Source organism: Nitrosococcus wardiae (assembly GCF_004421105.1).
Lineage (GTDB): Bacteria > Pseudomonadota > Gammaproteobacteria > Nitrosococcales > Nitrosococcaceae > Nitrosococcus > Nitrosococcus wardiae.
Genome location: NZ_CP038033.1, coordinates 2,320,272 through 2,336,787 on the forward strand (window position 1 = coordinate 2,320,272; position 16,516 = coordinate 2,336,787).

The following is a 16,516-nucleotide window of genomic DNA, read 5'->3' on the forward strand; positions in this document are numbered from 1 at the left end:
GATTTTATGGCTGAGCCCTATGTCATCAAGATGCCTCAACTCTCGGATACCATGACCGAGGGGGTGCTGGTTTCTTGGGAAAAAGAGATTGGCGAATTTATTGAGCGTGGTACGGTGGTGGCCACAGTGGAAACCGATAAGGCCATCATGGATGTGGAAGTGTTCCGCGAAGGTTACCTTTCCGGACCTCAGTTGCCTGTAGATGGGGTCGCTGCAGTGGGCGAGCCTATTGCTTACCTGGTGGCGGAGGCTGAGCAAGTTGAAAAAACTGAGGCCAGCTCTAGTCCCCAGCCAACGCCTGAGGTGGAGGAAAGACCTAAATTTGAGCCTGCCGGCACCTCAAAGCCTAAGACCAAGATCCCAGCCATGCCAGGAGGGGCAACTCCAGCGCCGCACCCCAGCCATACTCGTGCTACCCCTTACGCCAGGCAGCTCGCTGGCGCTCATGCTATTGACCTTGCGGGGATTAAGGGTAGTGGCCCGGAAGGGGTAATCGTGGCCGCCGATGTGGTCAGTGGAGAGGGAGCGAGAGGCATGACCCGCCGGATTTTCGAAGTTCCGGGCACGGGGCGTCCTATGGACAGCATGGAGAAGGCGATTGCTCATAATATGGAGTATTCCCTTTCTATGCCCCTTTTTCGGGCCACGGTCTATGTGGATCCCACCCGGCTGGTGGCAGCAGCTAAGGAACAGGGCAGCTCCGTGACCGTAGCCCTGGCCAAAGCGGCGGCTTTAGCCGTTGAAGAACACCCTAAGATTAATAGCGTTTATCAGCACGAGGACCGCATTCTGGAGCGGGAGCAGATCGATGTGGGGTTAGCGGTAACCACAGAGGGTATGGGTTTGGTGGTGCCCGTATTGCGGGATACCTCTAATCGTGATCTTGCCGAACTCAGCGCTAGCTGGGCGGATCTGGTGGAGCGGGCACGGATTAAAAGGTTAAAACCGGAAGAGTACTCTAATCCAACCTTTGTGATCTCCAATATGGGAATGTTGGGGGTGGCCTATTTTGACGCCATCCCCTCGCCGGGGACTTCCGCTATTTTAGCTATTGCCACGACCGGCTCTCAGGGGATGCCGGTGACCATCACCGCCGACCATCGGATTATCAATGGCGCTGATGCCGCTCGCTTTTTAAACACCTTTAAGGAGCGGGTGGAATTCCCAGAAACCTGGATCAGCGGGGGTAGCGCTTCCCCATCGACGGCCAAGGAGGCGCTGCCCCTGGAGGGAGACTGGGATTACGATGTGGTGGTGATTGGAGGGGGACCTGGTGGGGAGGACTGTGCCCGAGAATTGGCTGAACACGGTATTAAAGTGGCCCTGATTAATGATTCTCCTTTCCCGGGTGGCGAGTGTTTGTGGCGTGGTTGCATCCCTTCTAAGACCTGGCGCGCAGCCGCTGATCGCATTCGCGATCGGGTTCACGACTCCCACTTGGGGGTAGGCGGCACCACGCCTACTGCGCTGAACTGGAAAGCGCTAGAGGCAACCCGCCGCCATGTGCTCCAGTCCCGGGGCGAGATGGCCTTGAAGACCGATAAGGGGATGAAAATCAAATTCATTCAGGGGCATGCCCATTTTATTGATGAACATCACCTGGTGGTGGATACCAGCGGTAACAGTGAAGATCCTTTTACCCGCACCCAGTCTATGCCAGACTCCCAGGGACAAACGATAAGTTTTGCGGGAGCGGTGATCGCCACCGGCGCGCCGCCTTTTATTCCCCCTATTCCCGGCGCCCAAGAAGGTCTGCAGGCCGGTGGGGTATTAACCTCTGATACGGTCTGGGGTTTAGAGCGTGTCCCTGAGCGTTTGGCAGTCATTGGCGGCGGTGCCATTGGTGTGGAAATGGCCCAAATCTTCCAGGATTTTGGAACTGAAGTCCTATTATTGGAAGCCCAGGAGCGGTTATTGGCTGAGGTCGAGCCGGAGGTTGGTAAACTGTTGGCGGAAATCCTCAATGCCGATCCCCGGCTTACTGTGCAGACTTCCGCCAAGGTCCAGGCCATCAGCGGTCAGCCGGGAGCGATGCAGGTTGCCTTTGATGATTCAGAGGGTAACAGCCACCATCTGGAGGTGGATTATATTCTTATGGCAACCGGAAAACGGCCCAATCTGGAATCCTTGGCTTTGGACCAAGCGGGTGTGGCCACAGGAAACGGCGTGATTCAAGTGGATGCCCAATGCGCTACCTCTAAATCCCATATCTTTGCGGTGGGGGATGTCATTGGGGGGTTGATGCTGGCCCATACCGCAGGGCAGCAAGGGCGGGTGGCGGCAGCTACCATTTTAGGTGAGGCCCATGCCTATGAGGTGGAGAAGGATTGCGGGGTGATTTTTACCCGCCCCCAGGCGGCTTTTGTGGGCCTATCAGTGGCCCAGGCCAAAGAAAGGGGAGTGGATGCGGCGGAAGTGAAAATGCCCATCCGCATTGATGCCAAAGCGATGATCAATAATGAGACTGAAGGTCTCATCAAGATTGTGGCGGACAAGACCAGTCACCGGATTATTGGGGTCCATTTCTTGGCAGATCACGCCGATACCTTGATTGGGGAAGCGGTCATGATGGTGACGGGGAAGATGACCTTGGAGCAGGTCGCCCGCGCTATTCATCCTCATCCAACCCAGACCGAGTTGTTTGGGGAAATGGCCCGGCGATTACTTTCGCGCTTGCGCCGCACCCAACGGCAATAGCAGAGAAGTGTCACTATTCTTGTTTTAGCGTAGAGGATTCCATGTCAACGATTAAAAAAGTCGTGTTGGCTTATTCGGGAGGGCTAGATACCTCCGTGATCTTGAAGTGGCTACGGGAGACCTATGGCTGTGAAGTGGTGACCTTCACCGCGGATATCGGTCAAGGGGAGGAAGTGGCACCCGCGCGCGCTAAAGCAGAGGCGCTAGGGGTCAAGGAGATCTATGTTGAGGATCTGTGCGAGGAATTTGCCCGGGATTATGTGTTTCCTATGTTTCGGGCCAATACCCTCTATGAGGGGGAATACTTGCTCGGGACTTCCATTGCTCGCCCTCTCATTGCCAAGCGTTTGGCGGAGATTGCCAGTGAAACCGGCGCGGATGCCATCGCCCATGGCGCCACCGGTAAAGGAAATGACCAGGTACGCTTTGAATTGGGCGCCTATGCCTTGCGCCCTGACATTCAAGTCATCGCCCCCTGGCGGGAGTGGGATCTCACTTCACGGGAAAAATTACTGACCTATGCGGAGACCCACGGCATTCCGGTAGAAGGTAAGCGGGGGACCCGTTCTCCTTATTCTATGGATGCTAATCTGCTGCACATTTCCTATGAAGGGGGTCCCCTGGAAGATCCCTGGTTTGAACCTGAGGAAGCTATGTGGCGCTGGACAGCTTCCCCTGAATTGGCTCCCAATGAACCCACCTACTTGGAGTTGGATTACCGCTGTGGCGATATCGTGGCCATTAATGGTGAGGTCCTAAGCCCTGCCAAAGTGCTAGAGACGCTCAATCGCCTTGGCGGGAAGAATGGGATTGGCCGCCTGGATTTGGTGGAGAACCGTTATGTGGGGATGAAATCCCGGGGTTGTTATGAAACCCCAGGGGGGACGATCATGCTCAAAGCCCACCGAGCGATGGAGTCATTGACTTTAGATCGAGAAGTGGCTCATCTGAAGGATGAGCTGATGCCCCGTTATGCCAGCCTCATCTACAATGGTTACTGGTGGTCTCCAGAACGATCCTTGCTGCAGCAGCTTATTGATGCTTCTCAGGCCACGGTTAACGGCACCGTCCGCCTCAAGCTATATAAGGGCAATGTCACGGTAATCGGGCGTCAATCGAAGACCGATAGCCTCTTTGCCCCTGAAATTGCCACCTTTGAGGAAGATGCTGGCGCCTATAACCAGCAGGATGCAGAAGGTTTTATTAAGCTCAACGCGCTTCGCTTGCGCATCGATGCATTAAAAAAGCTGCCTCTTTAGGTACCCAGGAATAAAAGATGAGGTAGGAGCGAGCTGGTGGTGTTCCGCAAACCCGTTTTTCCTCCCTGAAAAAAGGGTGTCCCCTGGCTCCAAGCCCACCGGCTGGCTCCAGGAATCCTTCCAAACTTTTACTGGGATACTTAACAAGGGGGGTAGTTATTGCGCCTTATCCACGCGGATAAAAATATGGCGTAGCTCCTCGGTGCGGCTGTGGGTGCCGTAGACGGCTCCGATCCCTTGTTGTTGGCGGGTTCCATCAGCGCCGCCCAATTCAAACCACTGTCCGAAGGGGACCGAGACTTGGGTGACTAATGTTTGTATCCCAATGCGGCCCCCGCCTTGCCCGCTGAGGTTGGCTTGATAAGGCCGAATTTCCAGGGTGACTTTGTTCCCATTAGTGCGAGGAAGTACTTCAAATCCGCTGACTACGTCGCGATAACGGATTGAGTTTTGAGCGAGTAGCCGCCCCCCTGGGAGCAGCCAGACCCTATCAGCTAGGGGAATGGATTGACCTGTTTGTAGCAAGGCGGCTTGTCCTTCCAATACCCGCACCTGCTGGGTGTCACTTCTTTGATCCCGGGCCCCCGTTCCCGTTATACGGGCCCTGGGTTGGTTAGAGTGAGGTATCTTAATACGGGCGCGAAAGCGAGCCGCTTCGCGGGTACTTAACTGCTTGACGGTGATCAACAGCTGCTGCAAGGGCCTATCCACTTGGGCCAGGATAGTTTTGAGTTGTTCCAGATTCTCCTGAGTGGTGCGGACAATAATAAGATTATTGTCGGCTTGGATGGTGGCACCCTCGGCTAGAAAAGGGCGCAATGTGGGTAACACCTCCTCTGGTATTCGATGCTTTAGGGGGAGGATGGCAAGCTCTTCACCCTGATTCCAGGGAGGGTAAAGAAGTAGCCCTAAAAATAGCCCGGAGAGGATTTTTTTTAGGGGGCTAAACGGGCCCTTTTCCATAAAGCTGGTGGTAATCTCCTCGTGAATACCAATATTTAGAGTCCTTCAAGTGGGGCTCTTATACGTCTTTTGCCTGTTGTGTTGCATGGCCAGTATAGGTTTGCGGGGTCAGCGCCAACAGCTGCTGTTTAGCTTCTATCGGCAGATCCAAGCTTTCGATAAATACCCGGAGACTATCCCGGTCAATATGCTGCCCTCGGGTAAAGGCCTTGAGCTTCTCATAGGGCTTCGGGATTCCGTAACGGCGCATGACGGTTTGCACGGCCTCCGAGAGTATTTCCCAGCTGGCTTCCAAGTCGGCGTTCATCCGTCCCTTGTGGGCTTCTAATTTGCCGATTCCCTTTAGCGCGGAATGGTAGGCAATCAAGGAATGGGCAAATCCGACCCCTAGGTTTCGCAGCACCGTGGAGTCGGATAGATCCCGCTGCCAGCGAGAGATGGGCAGCTTTACAGCCAAGTGCTCAAAAAGGGCATTCCCCATCCCCAGATTGCCCTCGGCATTTTCAAAGTCGATGGGGTTGACTTTGTGAGGCATGGTAGAAGAGCCGACTTCCCCTTCCACCGTCTTTTGTCGAAAATACCCTAGAGCAATATAACCCCAGATATCCCGACAGAAATCCAGGAGCACGGAATTAAAGCGCATCATGGCCTGAAAGAGCTCAGCCATATAGTCATGGGGTTCAATCTGGGTAGTGTATTTATTCCAACGCAGGCCCAATTGGGTGACGAAGGCATGGGCTATAAAGGGCCAGTCAATGTTCGGGTAGGCGGCTAGATGGGCATTGTAATTGCCGACGGCACCGTTCATTTTGCCATAAAGGAGAACTTTTTCCGTGTGCTGGCGTTGTATTTCCAAGCGGTGGACGAAATTCGCCATTTCCTTCCCTAAGGTGGTTGGGGAAGCGGGTTGGCCGTGGGTGCGAGAGATCATCGGGATATGCTGATAGCGATGGGCCAGGGTCCGGATGGCGGCGATCAGCGCTTCCATTTGGGGAAGGAGTACCTTTTTCCGGGCGTCCTTCAGCATGAGGGCATAGGCCATATTATTAATGTCTTCAGAGGTGCAGGCAAAATGAATAAATTCACCGACTGACTCTAGTTCCGAGTGGCCCTTCACTTTTTCTTTTAAGAAATACTCCACCGCTTTGACATCATGATTGGTGATGGTTTCGATATCCTTGATACGCTGAGCATCTTCTTCTGAAAAATTGTCCATAATGGCATTCAGGAAGGCTTCAGCTTCATCGCTTAGCTGAGGAACTTCAGAGATATCAGGGCAAGCACTTAATAACTGCAACCACCGTACTTCCACCGCTACCCGGTAGCGCAGCAATCCGTATTCGCTGAAAATGGGGCGAAGGGCATTCACTTTATCGGCGTAACGGCCATCAATAGGAGAAAGAGCAGTTAGCGGTAAATAATCCATGGGGCTTTTATATTTAGCAAGACAAAAACACATTATAACCTAGCCGAGGAAAGATTAAGCTTAGGTTTACCACTAGGGTCCAAATAAGTATTTAAACTTTCAGCCCTCTCGGTCGATTATTCTTACAGCATAGTATCTGCAAATGGTTCGGACTGCATGAGAGGCTTGTGAACAAAAATAGCTCCTATCGTCTGTCAGCACACGGATTTGAGCACAGAGATCTTATGGTGCTGCGATCTTTGCTGGAACTTGTGAATTCGCGGACCCGCCAAAGCTGGTCCCTCGTAGAAGGGGAGCGGGCGAATGTGGTGCTGTTTGATGTGGACACCGAAGCCGGCCGGTCAGCCTGGAATGCTAATCAAGGACTAACACGAGAATCGATACGGGTATGGTGCTCGCGACAGGGTCCCACGGAAGCCGTCAAATATTACCTAAAAAAACCTTACCGGTATCAATACTTGGTTGATTTATTGACGGCAGTGAGAGGATCAAAACCAGAAGCACGGAAAATTGCCCCGGTCTCTGCTATTATTAAAAACAAGTCCGAGAAAAGGCTCGCTGATACAGTTTTTAATCCTGCGGAACATTTTCTTGGTCTGCTATTTTCGGTAATCGAAGAGAAACAGCCGGTACAATTTCAATACCAGGATAGTTTGCCCTTATACGTCGAACCTACGGATTGGGAATATTTCTACCAAGATAACGAGAAATGCTTACGCAAACTCTGTGGAAGTATCTCATCTCACATCACGGTTGAAGCAATAACCAAAGAACTGCTGACTCAACGGATCACCTCAGAAAGGATGGATGGGCGCTCCCTGCAGAGTCTCATCTGGTTAGCTGCCCTGGAAGGATCTGCAGGACGGCCGCTACTCGATTGGGAAGAGGAGGGCCTACTTAAGCTAAAACAATGGCCTAATCTAGGTGTGCTCCGGCATAGCTTGGATGAAATGCGGTTAGCCACCTTTATGACTAAGCAGGCAGCTACGTTGGCCACGATTGCCGCCTATACGGGTGTTACCAGGCAGAAGACAGTGAATTTCATCAACGCTTGCTCTGTGGTGGGATTATTGGAAACGAGTATAGAAGTTGAAAGCGTTCCAGAATTGGTGACCACAGGCCAAAAACAAGGTGGAATTTATGGTTTTATGCGTCGCTTAAGAGGTGGCCGTTAGATTTACAGTGAAAGAGACCAAACTGCAGTCAGTCATGGCGAAAATCCAATCCCATCCCCTAAACGCCAATGCCCCCTGCGTGAATATCTGATTAGATACTTCCTATATCAAATGTAGCTCCAGAGAATGGAGGCTGATTGAACTGCTCATTCGTCCTCCAAGCCCCCGGATAGCTGCAAAGAGTATCCACAACCACATAAAATAATAAATAAGGTAAAATTACCAATAAGATATTCAACAGGAAAAGGTGAGAAAAGTGCTTACAGCTTATCGTAAACATGTCGCCGAACGGGAATCAGAAGGGTTACCGCCGCTGCCATTAAATGCTACCCAAGTTGCAGAGTTGGTAGAACTTTTGAAAAACCCACCCCAAGGCGAGGAGACCTTTCTGAAGGAACTTTTGGTGCAACGGGTGCCACCAGGAGTAGATCAGGCCGCTTACGTCAAGGCCGGATTCTTAGCAGCTGTTGCCAAAGGTGAAACTGCCTGCCCTCTTATCGACCGGGTTCAGGCTACGGAGCTGCTCGGCACCATGTTGGGAGGCTACAATATTGAGCCGCTGATTGACCTTTTGGAGGATGAAGTTACAGCGGCGGTGGCTGCCAGGGCGTTGGCGAATACGCTTTTGGTCTATGACCACTACCATGACGTATTGGAAAAAGCAAAGAGCAATGAATACGCCAAGCAGGTTGTCGACTCCTGGGCTGAGGCCGAATGGTTTACGCGCCGCCCTGAACTGTCAGAGGAGATCAAAGTAGTCGTTTTTAAGGTCCCTGGTGAGACTAATACCGATGACCTTTCACCTGCCCAGGAAGCTTGGAGCCGCCCGGATATTCCCCTCCATGCCAAGGCAATGTTGGTCAACAAGATGCCTGAGGCATTATCAGCCATAGCCGATTTGAAAGATCAGGGGCTCCCCCTAGCCTTTGTCGGTGACGTGGTGGGAACTGGCTCCTCCCGTAAGTCCGCCATCAATTCTATCCTCTGGCACATGGGCCACGAGATTCCCTTCGTGCCCAATAAACGCCAAGGCAGTGTGATCTTGGGGGGCAAGATCGCCCCGATCTTTTTTAACACCGCTGAAGACTCCGGCGCTCTACCCATTGAGTGTGACGTAAGTCGCCTCAATACCGGTGATATGATTCGAATTCGCCCCTTGGAGGGGGTTATTCTCAGCGAAGCGGGCGAAGAACTTTCCCGCTTTAAACTTCGTCCCAGTACCTTGCCCGATGAAGTCCGTGCCGGTGGCCGGATTCCCCTGATCATTGGGCGCGGCTTAACCGATAAAAGCCGAGAAGCGCTGGGACTGGATCCTTCTCCTTTGTTTATAAGACCAGTGGCGCCTGCCGATAGTCAGAAGGGATACACCCTGGCCCAGAAAATGGTGGGTCGGGCCTGTGGCGTTGAGGGGGTGCGTCCGGGTACCTATTGCGAGCCCAAAATGACCACCGTGGGTTCCCAAGACACCACCGGCGCTATGACCCGGGATGAACTCAAAGAGTTGGCGTGCCTAGGGTTTTCCGCCGATTTGGTGATGCAAAGTTTCTGTCACACGGCCGCCTATCCCAAACCGGTGGATGTCACCCTGCAACACGAATTGCCGGACTTTATGGCCACCCGCGGGGGGGTCACGCTGCGTCCTGGTGACGGCATCATTCATTCCTGGCTTAATCGGATGATTCTTCCGGATACGGTGGGTACTGGCGGGGATTCCCATACCCGTTTTCCCATTGGCATTAGTTTTCCCGCCGGCTCTGGCTTAGTGGCCTTTGCTGCTGCCCTGGGGGTGATGCCCCTGGATATGCCGGAGTCGGTTTTAGTCCGTTTCAAAGGGGAAATTCAGCCGGGGATTACCTTGCGGGATTTGGTCCATGCCATCCCCTATGTAGCCATCCAGCGAGGCCTGTTGACGGTGGCCAAAGAGGGCAAAAAAAATGTTTTTAGTGGCCGAGTCTTAGAAATCGAGGGGTTGCCGAAACTTAAAGTAGAGCAAGCTTTTGAGTTTGCCGATGCTTCAGCGGAGCGTTCCGCTAATGGTTGCACCGTGAAGCTGGACAAAGAACCTATTATCGAGTTTCTGAAGTCCAATATCACTCTGCTAAATTGGATGATTGCCCAGGTCTATGAAGATCAGCGTACCCTGGCCAGACGTATCGCTGCCATGGAAGATTGGCTTAAGAATCCAACCCTATTGGAGGCGGACGCGGATGCCGAGTATGCGGAAGTTATCGAGATTGACATGAATGAAATTACCGAACCACTGCTGGCCTGCCCCAACGATCCGGATGATGTCCGGCCCCTGTCGGCAGTGGCAGGCAATGAAGTGGATGAGGTGTTCATTGGTTCCTGTATGACCAATATTGGTCATTACCGGGCAGCAGGCAAGATCTTAGAGGATTCGGGCCGAATTCCTTCCCGTCTTTGGATCGCTCCCCCCACCAAAATGGATGCCCATCAATTAATGGAAGAGGGCTACTACAGTATCTTCGGCAAGGCCGGCGCCCGTACCGAAATGCCCGGCTGCTCCTTGTGCATGGGCAACCAGGCCCGCGTGATGGATGGTGCCACTGTGGTGTCCACCTCGACTCGTAATTTCCCCAACCGGATGGGTCGAGATGCCAATGTGTATTTGGCCTCGGCGGAGGTGGCAGCAGTAACTTCCATTTTAGGGCGCTTGCCCACAGTGGAAGAATATCTGGCCCAGGTGAAAAGTCTCAAGCCTGTGGCGGCTAATATTTACCGCTATCTCAATTTTAACGAGATGGAGGAATATCAGCAGGCAACCGAGCAAACCGTTTCAGTAGATTAAAGGCGTTTTTATGACCTTGACTGGTGGGAATTAAACCCACCTCTTTTGCAAGATAAATAGTGAGCATCACTCCCTGCCGTGACCCAAAAATTATTCGCTAACTTGTGGGCTGTTCTCTATAGTCAATAAACAGCCCAACAAATGTTCAGCTGGCTCTTGGACCCGCTGAAGCATGGGTTATTTCTTTCTTGTAAACTTCTGTGAGGCCGACAGTCACAGGGGGACAATATGTCGCAACGCAAATCCATTCTCATGGTCGTCACTAGCCACGATGCTATCGATAGAAAACATCCCACGGGTTTATGGTTTGAGGAGTTCTCAGTGCCCTATACCCTATTTCGCAACCAGGGTTATGCCATCACGGTTGCCAGTCCCAAGGGAGGAGATGCCCCTATCGATCCGCGCAGCTTGGAAGAATACGAAGCCACTGTGGCTAATGAGGCGGCCCGTACGGCGCTTAAAGGGACCCGCAGGTTAGACTCAAGCCTGCAGACCGCTGATTTCGACGCCCTCTTCTTTTGCGGTGGTCACGGGACCATGTTTGACCTGCCGGATAACGCTGATGTGCAGCGGTGGGTGGCAGAGTTTGTGCGGGCCGATAAGGTCCTGGCGTCGGTCTGCCACGGTCCAGCTTGCTTGGTGGGTGCATCGCTGAGGGACGGCACACCAGTGGTAAAGGGACGTAGGGTAACGTCCTTTACCGACCAAGAAGAGCGGGCTGTGGCGCTCGACCGACACATGCCGTTCCTACTTGAAAGTCGGCTGCGTGAGCTGGGGGCGGAGTTTGTGCCTGCAGCGAACTGGCAGGATAACGTGGTGGTGGACGGCAACCTGATTACAGGCCAAAACCCCCAGTCCAGCGCCAGTGCAGCGCGAGCGGTGATTTGGCTACTTTCGGCATAAAGCCACCACCTTTCCATACTCAATCTCATTCAATACCTTTTATTCCAGCATTTATCTCGGTAGAGCGAAATTCAGCTTAAATTATTCTTTATTTAAGCTATTCTTTATTTAGCTGTAAGTGGTTTATACCATGTCGTTTCACTTTGGCGGTGGGGGGTGACGGTTTACGCTGACAGCACCTTCCAGAGGGGAAATTGCTGAGGAGGACAAGCTATGTCCCTACCACAAATAAGTTTAAAAAATTTATTGGTTATTTTGGTGATTGCAGCAGGCTTATGGGGATTAAGTGGCTGTGCAAGTGTACCACCACCCCGTAAGGAAATGGCAGAGGCAACGCTTATTGTGAGCGAAGCCCAAGAGACGGAAGCTCCCCAGTATGCCCCCGTAGAGCTGCGCACTGCGCGCAACAAGCTGAGTGCGGCTGAAAGTGCGATGGCGGAGGAGGATTATAAGAAAGCACGCCGCCTTGCCGAGCAAGCCCTCGTCGATGCCCAGCTTGCAGAGGCTAAATCTCAGGCAGAGATTCAGCGCCAACAGGTGGAAGAGCTACGCAAAAGCATTGAAATGCTGCGCCGTGAATTAATTGAACGGAGATGATGGGCAGGAGGTGAGAGCATGATAATCCCTTTTTCCATAGGTGGCTCGAGCAGGGCCGGTATATTCATTCTGGGTATCTGCTTAGGGTTTTTAGTCGTAGCATGTACCCCTCCTACAAAGCCAGCCGATCTGAAACGTGCCGAAGTTGCTGTTGAGCAGGTACAAACCGACCCCAGTATTACCCAGTATGCTCCGGTAAAGCTAGATGAAGCAGAGGAAGCTTTACAACGGGCACGGGTAGCCTGGGAGAAAGATAAGAGCGTAGAGGAAGTCGATCATCTTGCCTATTTGGCGCAGCAGCGCGCCGCCATTGCTGAAACGGCGGCGGCAGAAAAAGCAGCACAGGCTGAGATCAAAGATCTCGCCCAGGGGCGCCAGCAGATGCTGGTGGAAGTCCGCGAGCTTGAGGCAAAGCAGGCTAGAGAGCAAGCCGAAATGGCGGAAGGTGAGGTGCGTGAGCTTAAGCAAAGACTTGAGGAACTCAAGGCTAAAGAGACCAAGCGTGGTTATGTGGTGACCGTGGGGGATATTTTATTTGAGGTAGGCCGTGCCGAGCTGACCCCGGGCGGAATGCAAAACCTGTTTCGGCTAGTCACATTTCTCAAAGAGTTCCCCGACCGGGAGATAGTTGTCGAGGGTCATACGGATAGCACCGGTTCGGGGGTTTATAATCAGGAACTCTCACAACAGCGTGCTAATGCAGTACGTAATTTTCTTATAAATAATGGGATTGCGCCAGAGCGTATTGTGGCCCGCGGTTATGGTGAGGATTATCCTGTGGCGCCTAATGATACGACCGCAGGTCGCCAGCAAAACCGTCGTGTGGAAATTGTGATTCTCCGTGCTGGAGAGCAGGCCGACGAGTACCGCCGCCCTGGCTAAATCAACGCCTCTACTATCAGCATGGCCCGCAGAATGGAAGGCGGCTTCAAAGCGCTGCCTTCCAGGGGCTGATCAGGGAAGCCGTATAGACGTCCGGCGAAGCCATTTTAAAGCAAAGCTTTTTGTCTAGGCTGCGCCTGCTTCGGGTAGGCGCTTGAGGAGCATGTGGGTTTCGTATAACAACTGACGGCTATGGAACAGCAAGTGGAGGCGATTACCCCCCATCTGCCGCCAGAGGACAGCTGATCGAATTCCTGCTAGCAGCAGTGCGCGTACCCGTTCAATATTCTCCGGCTGTTTGAGGTGGGTCTCTTCACCCCGAATTTGGATTCTCGGAGTCAGGGTGCTGATAGTGTTGACGTAGGTGTCAGCGAGGCGTGCAATAACGTCGGGATGAGTTGGGGAAAAATCCTCCATTTGCTGCTCAATGTGTTTAATCTGCTCCGCAATCTGCGCTAGTATCTTAGGGCGTTTTCTTAGGCGTTGCTCCAAATACATGATGTTGATAAGGTAACGTAGCAATTCAGGGTCAGTACGGTAGCGCTTTCTATCAAGCTGTTGGCCTAAGAGCCGCAACCCCATAGAGAGTCCTTCGATGTTGCCATAGACATCTTCCGCAGTTTTCGGATTCATCTTAAAAACGCTGGCCAAGCTGGTGGCAATCGCATCAGTGGGGGCATTGCCATGACGTGCAATTTGTTGGACTGAGTGCAGAGCTTGGAGTATGCCAGCCAAAGCCAGTGTTCGATTATGCCAAACGTTGCTCATAATTGTATCCCCGGTGCGTCCGTGGTAGTAATTGTGCCTCCACCAAGACATTCGTTGCGCTGATAAAAAACGACGGCTTGTCCTGGAGTGACGGCGTATTGTGGTGAATCAAAGACAATTTTGATACGGTCATTGATTATTTCTGTGAGGGTGCAGGGCTGATCGGCTTGGCGGTAGCGAGTTTTGGCAGCACAGGGATAGGGCAGAGGAGGAGACTGGCCGGCTACCCAATGTAACTGATTGGCCTCAAGGGTTTGACTTTTCAGCCAGGGATGCTCCCTACCTTGGGCCACATAGAGGGTATTCCGTGGCAAATCTTTACCCACGACAAACCAAGGAGCGCCGTTGCTATTTTTACGGCCGCCAATGCCTAGCCCGCGTCGTTGTCCTAAGGTGTAGTACATAAGCCCGTCATGTTCCCCGATAAATTCCCCTTCGGGGGTGCGCATCTCACCGGGTTGGGCGGGGAGGTAACGGCTGAGAAACTCCTTAAAGCGGTGCTCACCAATAAAGCAGATCCCGGTGCTATCTTTTTTATTATGATTAGGAAGCCGCGCCTGAGCAGCAATCTGGCGGACTTGGGGCTTTTCCAACTCCCCTAGCGGAAACAAGGTGTGGGAGAGTTGTTTTTGTCCCAAAGTATACAGAAAATAGCTTTGATCCTTATTCTTATCCCGTCCTTTAAGAAGATGGTAACACCCTTCCTGTTGCTTAATGCGGGCGTAATGGCCCGTGGCAATCAGGGTGTTACCCAGTTCCAAGGCATAGTTAAGGAAGGTCTTGAACTTTATTTCTCGATTACAGAGGATATCCGGGTTGGGGGTACGTCCTAGGCGGTATTCATCGAGAAAATATCGAAATACCTGATCCCAATATTCCATTGCAAAGTTGGCCTCATGGAGGGATATGCCGAGTAAGGAGGTAACAGCACGGGCGTCTTCCCTATCTTGGATAATGGTGCATTCGGATTCGTCGGCGAAATCCACCCAATTTTTCATGAAAAGACCGCTTAGGGAATAGCCTTGCTGCTGGAGTTGCAGGGCAGCCACAGAGGAATCCACACCTCCAGATAAACCAACCACAACCTTGGGCCTACTCATAGAGGGTACCGCCATAGGGTTTTCGAATACCTCCTTTAGCGGGCTGCTGCGCCTCGGACTTCACAGTAAAGCCTTCCTTTACGGGGATAAACATGCGTTAAACCTCTTTCGAGTATCTACTTCTCTTCGACGCTGACGAACCGAGGGACCGGAAACTAGGGAGGCATTCCCGATATCGCTTGCCTTGCCACGAGCAGCCCGTTCAGCTTTCTGTCTAGTCAACCGTTTAGTCTCGATTGGCCGCCCGCTTGGCTTGCGGGTTTCCCAACCCTCTGACTTCAGTCAGGGGGGTTGACTTGAGAATGTAAATAAAAAAATGCCTTCCATCAAATGCAGCCAATGGGTGACCGCGAGGGAAGACTACCAGATGGCGTCGTTTCAGTTATCTCCTATATATAGCCATTGCCTGGCGCATTATATTAAATTCTTCTTCGAAGAAGAATCCTTCTTTACCCTCTGCTTCGTGAGGTTAAATGGATATGGAGAATTGATTCTCCATGGAGAGTCAGGAGGTAGATGGTAATGCAGCCTCCAATTTTGCTGGACCCATTTGTGGAGGGGGAGAAAGTGGTTGAGGTTAATCCAAGTAGGGTAGAAGGGTATAGCGGTTTCCATTTAGAGAAAACCTCCTTGAGCTGGGGCAGGGGTGACCGTAACGTCGACGTTTTTGCCGCCAACGTCTAGTTTCAGAAGCCTCCGCCCTTTATTCTTCCCTAGGGATTAAGTTGCTTATCCCGCTCGATCATCGCATAGGCGGAGTGGTTATGGATGGATTCAAAATTCTCAGACTCTACCATGTAGGCAGAAATTCGATCATCTTGGTTAAGGCGCGCGGCGATATCACGCACCATGTCTTCCACAAATTTGGGGTTATCGTAGGCGCGCTCGGTGACATATTTTTCATCTGGCCGCTTGAGCAGGCCATAGATCTCACAAGACGCTTCTTCCTCTACCCAATCAATGATATCTTCAATCCAGACGAAGCGTTCTACCTGCACGGTGATGGTCACATGGGAGCGCTGATTATGGGCTCCATAATCTGAAATTTGTTTGGAGCAAGGACAGAGGCTGGTGACGGGGACCACGACTTTGACGGTCATTTGAGGTTTATTTCCCTTAATCTCGCCGATAAAGGTGACCTGATAATCCATCAAACTCTGCACCTTTGAGATGGGGGCTTCCTTGGTTACAAAATAAGGAAAGTTCATCTCGATATGCCCAGACTCGGCTTGGAGACGGTGGGTCATTTCCTGCAACATTTCCTTAAAGGACTGCACGGTGATCTCATGCTCATGCTGGTTTAGAATTTCCACGAAGCGAGACATGTGCGTTCCCTTAAAATGGTGGGGTAAGTCCACATACATGTTGAAATTTGCCACGGTATGCTGTTCCCCCCCGCTGCGGTCCCTAACCCGTACGGGGTGGCGAATATCTTTAATTCCCACCTTATTAATCGCAATTTTCCGCTTGTCAGCCTTTGCTTGTACGTCTTCGATGGAACACTCTACTGCCGGGACGATTGGGTTCATTGTTGTTGGTCCTCTGTATAACGCACGCAGGCGCGCTCAGTCTCCCATAGAGTAATGGCGCTCACTCGTGCCCGCTCATTATTAAGCTTTTCGCTTAGGCCACGGTAAAAGAAAGCCGCCAAATTCTCAGCGGTAGGATTGATTTGGTCAAAGGGGGGAATATCATTTAGATAACGATGGTCGAGTTGAGCACATAAGTTTCGGGCATTTTCTTTGATCGCTTTAAAGTCCATGGCCATGCCCTGTTGATCCAAGACATGGGCCGTGACCTCTACTTCTAGTTTCCAGTTGTGTCCATGCATACGGCGACATTCCCCCGGATAGTCACGCAAGGTGTGGGCCGAGGCAAAATCGGTAAGGATTTTAAGAGTATAAATTGCTGCCATCGCTAATCCTGACCATTGTACT

14 protein-coding genes are annotated in these 16,516 nt (G+C 52.1%); 8 read left to right on the forward strand and 6 right to left on the reverse strand.

The features are described 5' to 3' along the window. The first annotated feature begins 6 nt into the window (after positions 1–6). A complete protein-coding gene (locus E3U44_RS11230) occupies positions 7–2,697 on the forward strand; it encodes an FAD-dependent oxidoreductase (protein WP_134358292.1) in 2,691 nt (896 codons plus the stop codon). Between the two features lie 41 nt (positions 2,698–2,738). After that, entirely contained in the window at positions 2,739–3,956 is a 1,218-nt protein-coding gene (locus tag E3U44_RS11235) for an argininosuccinate synthase (protein ID WP_134358293.1), read from the forward strand. Positions 3,957–4,112: 156 nt separating this feature from the next. On the opposite strand, the gene E3U44_RS11240 is transcribed toward E3U44_RS11235, so the two are convergent. Next, on the reverse strand, positions 4,113–4,919 hold the full coding sequence (locus E3U44_RS11240) for a secretin N-terminal domain-containing protein (RefSeq protein WP_134358294.1): 807 nt from the start codon (positions 4,917–4,919) through the stop codon (positions 4,113–4,115). 58 nt (positions 4,920–4,977) lie between these two features. Then, on the reverse strand, positions 4,978–6,345 hold the full coding sequence (gene purB, locus E3U44_RS11245) for an adenylosuccinate lyase (protein ID WP_134358295.1): 1,368 nt from the start codon (positions 6,343–6,345) through the stop codon (positions 4,978–4,980). Between the two features lie 167 nt (positions 6,346–6,512). On the opposite strand from purB, the gene E3U44_RS11250 reads away from it, so the two are divergent. The 5 genes from E3U44_RS11250 (at position 6,513) to E3U44_RS11270 (ending at position 12,711) form a co-directional block, all read left to right on the forward strand. Continuing rightward, positions 6,513–7,520, forward strand: a complete 1,008-nt coding sequence (locus tag E3U44_RS11250; RefSeq protein WP_240761392.1) for a hypothetical protein — start codon at positions 6,513–6,515, stop codon at positions 7,518–7,520. 256 nt (positions 7,521–7,776) lie between these two features. Further along, the gene (gene acnB / locus E3U44_RS11255) at positions 7,777–10,329 is read left to right on the forward strand and encodes a bifunctional aconitate hydratase 2/2-methylisocitrate dehydratase (RefSeq protein ID WP_134358296.1); all 2,553 of its coding nucleotides are present in this window, start codon (positions 7,777–7,779) and stop codon (positions 10,327–10,329) included. Between the two features lie 228 nt (positions 10,330–10,557). Beyond that, a complete protein-coding gene (locus E3U44_RS11260) occupies positions 10,558–11,232 on the forward strand; it encodes a type 1 glutamine amidotransferase domain-containing protein (protein ID WP_134358297.1) in 675 nt (224 codons plus the stop codon). A gap of 213 nt (positions 11,233–11,445) precedes the next feature. After that, positions 11,446–11,829 (forward strand): DUF4398 domain-containing protein, encoded by a 384-nt coding sequence (locus E3U44_RS11265; RefSeq protein ID WP_134358298.1) that lies wholly within the window; start codon positions 11,446–11,448, stop codon positions 11,827–11,829. 18 nt (positions 11,830–11,847) lie between these two features. Continuing rightward, complete coding sequence (locus E3U44_RS11270) at positions 11,848–12,711, forward strand: OmpA family protein (protein WP_134358299.1); 864 nt, start codon at positions 11,848–11,850, stop codon at positions 12,709–12,711. Between the two features lie 126 nt (positions 12,712–12,837). Here the strand turns inward: E3U44_RS11270 and hflD are convergent, their stop codons facing one another. Together hflD and mnmA are read right to left on the reverse strand one after the other, a co-directional pair. Next, positions 12,838–13,479 (reverse strand): high frequency lysogenization protein HflD, encoded by a 642-nt coding sequence (gene hflD / locus E3U44_RS11275; RefSeq protein WP_134358300.1) that lies wholly within the window; start codon positions 13,477–13,479, stop codon positions 12,838–12,840. Beyond that, entirely contained in the window at positions 13,476–14,579 is a 1,104-nt protein-coding gene (mnmA, locus tag E3U44_RS11280; RefSeq protein ID WP_134358301.1) for a tRNA 2-thiouridine(34) synthase MnmA, read from the reverse strand. The genes hflD and mnmA overlap by 4 nt, the downstream gene beginning before the upstream one ends. A 522-nt stretch (positions 14,580–15,101) precedes the next feature. On the opposite strand from mnmA, the gene E3U44_RS19330 reads away from it, so the two are divergent. Further along, entirely contained in the window at positions 15,102–15,263 is a 162-nt protein-coding gene (locus E3U44_RS19330; RefSeq protein WP_166805063.1) for a hypothetical protein, read from the forward strand. Between the two features lie 29 nt (positions 15,264–15,292). Here the strand turns inward: E3U44_RS19330 and folE2 are convergent, their stop codons facing one another. Continuing rightward, entirely contained in the window at positions 15,293–16,108 is an 816-nt protein-coding gene (folE2, locus tag E3U44_RS11285; protein WP_134358302.1) for a GTP cyclohydrolase FolE2, read from the reverse strand. Then, positions 16,105–16,494, reverse strand: a complete 390-nt coding sequence (gene queD, locus E3U44_RS11290) for a 6-carboxytetrahydropterin synthase QueD (RefSeq protein ID WP_134358303.1) — start codon at positions 16,492–16,494, stop codon at positions 16,105–16,107. The genes folE2 and queD overlap by 4 nt, the downstream gene beginning before the upstream one ends. Between the last annotated feature and the right edge of the window lie 22 nt (positions 16,495–16,516).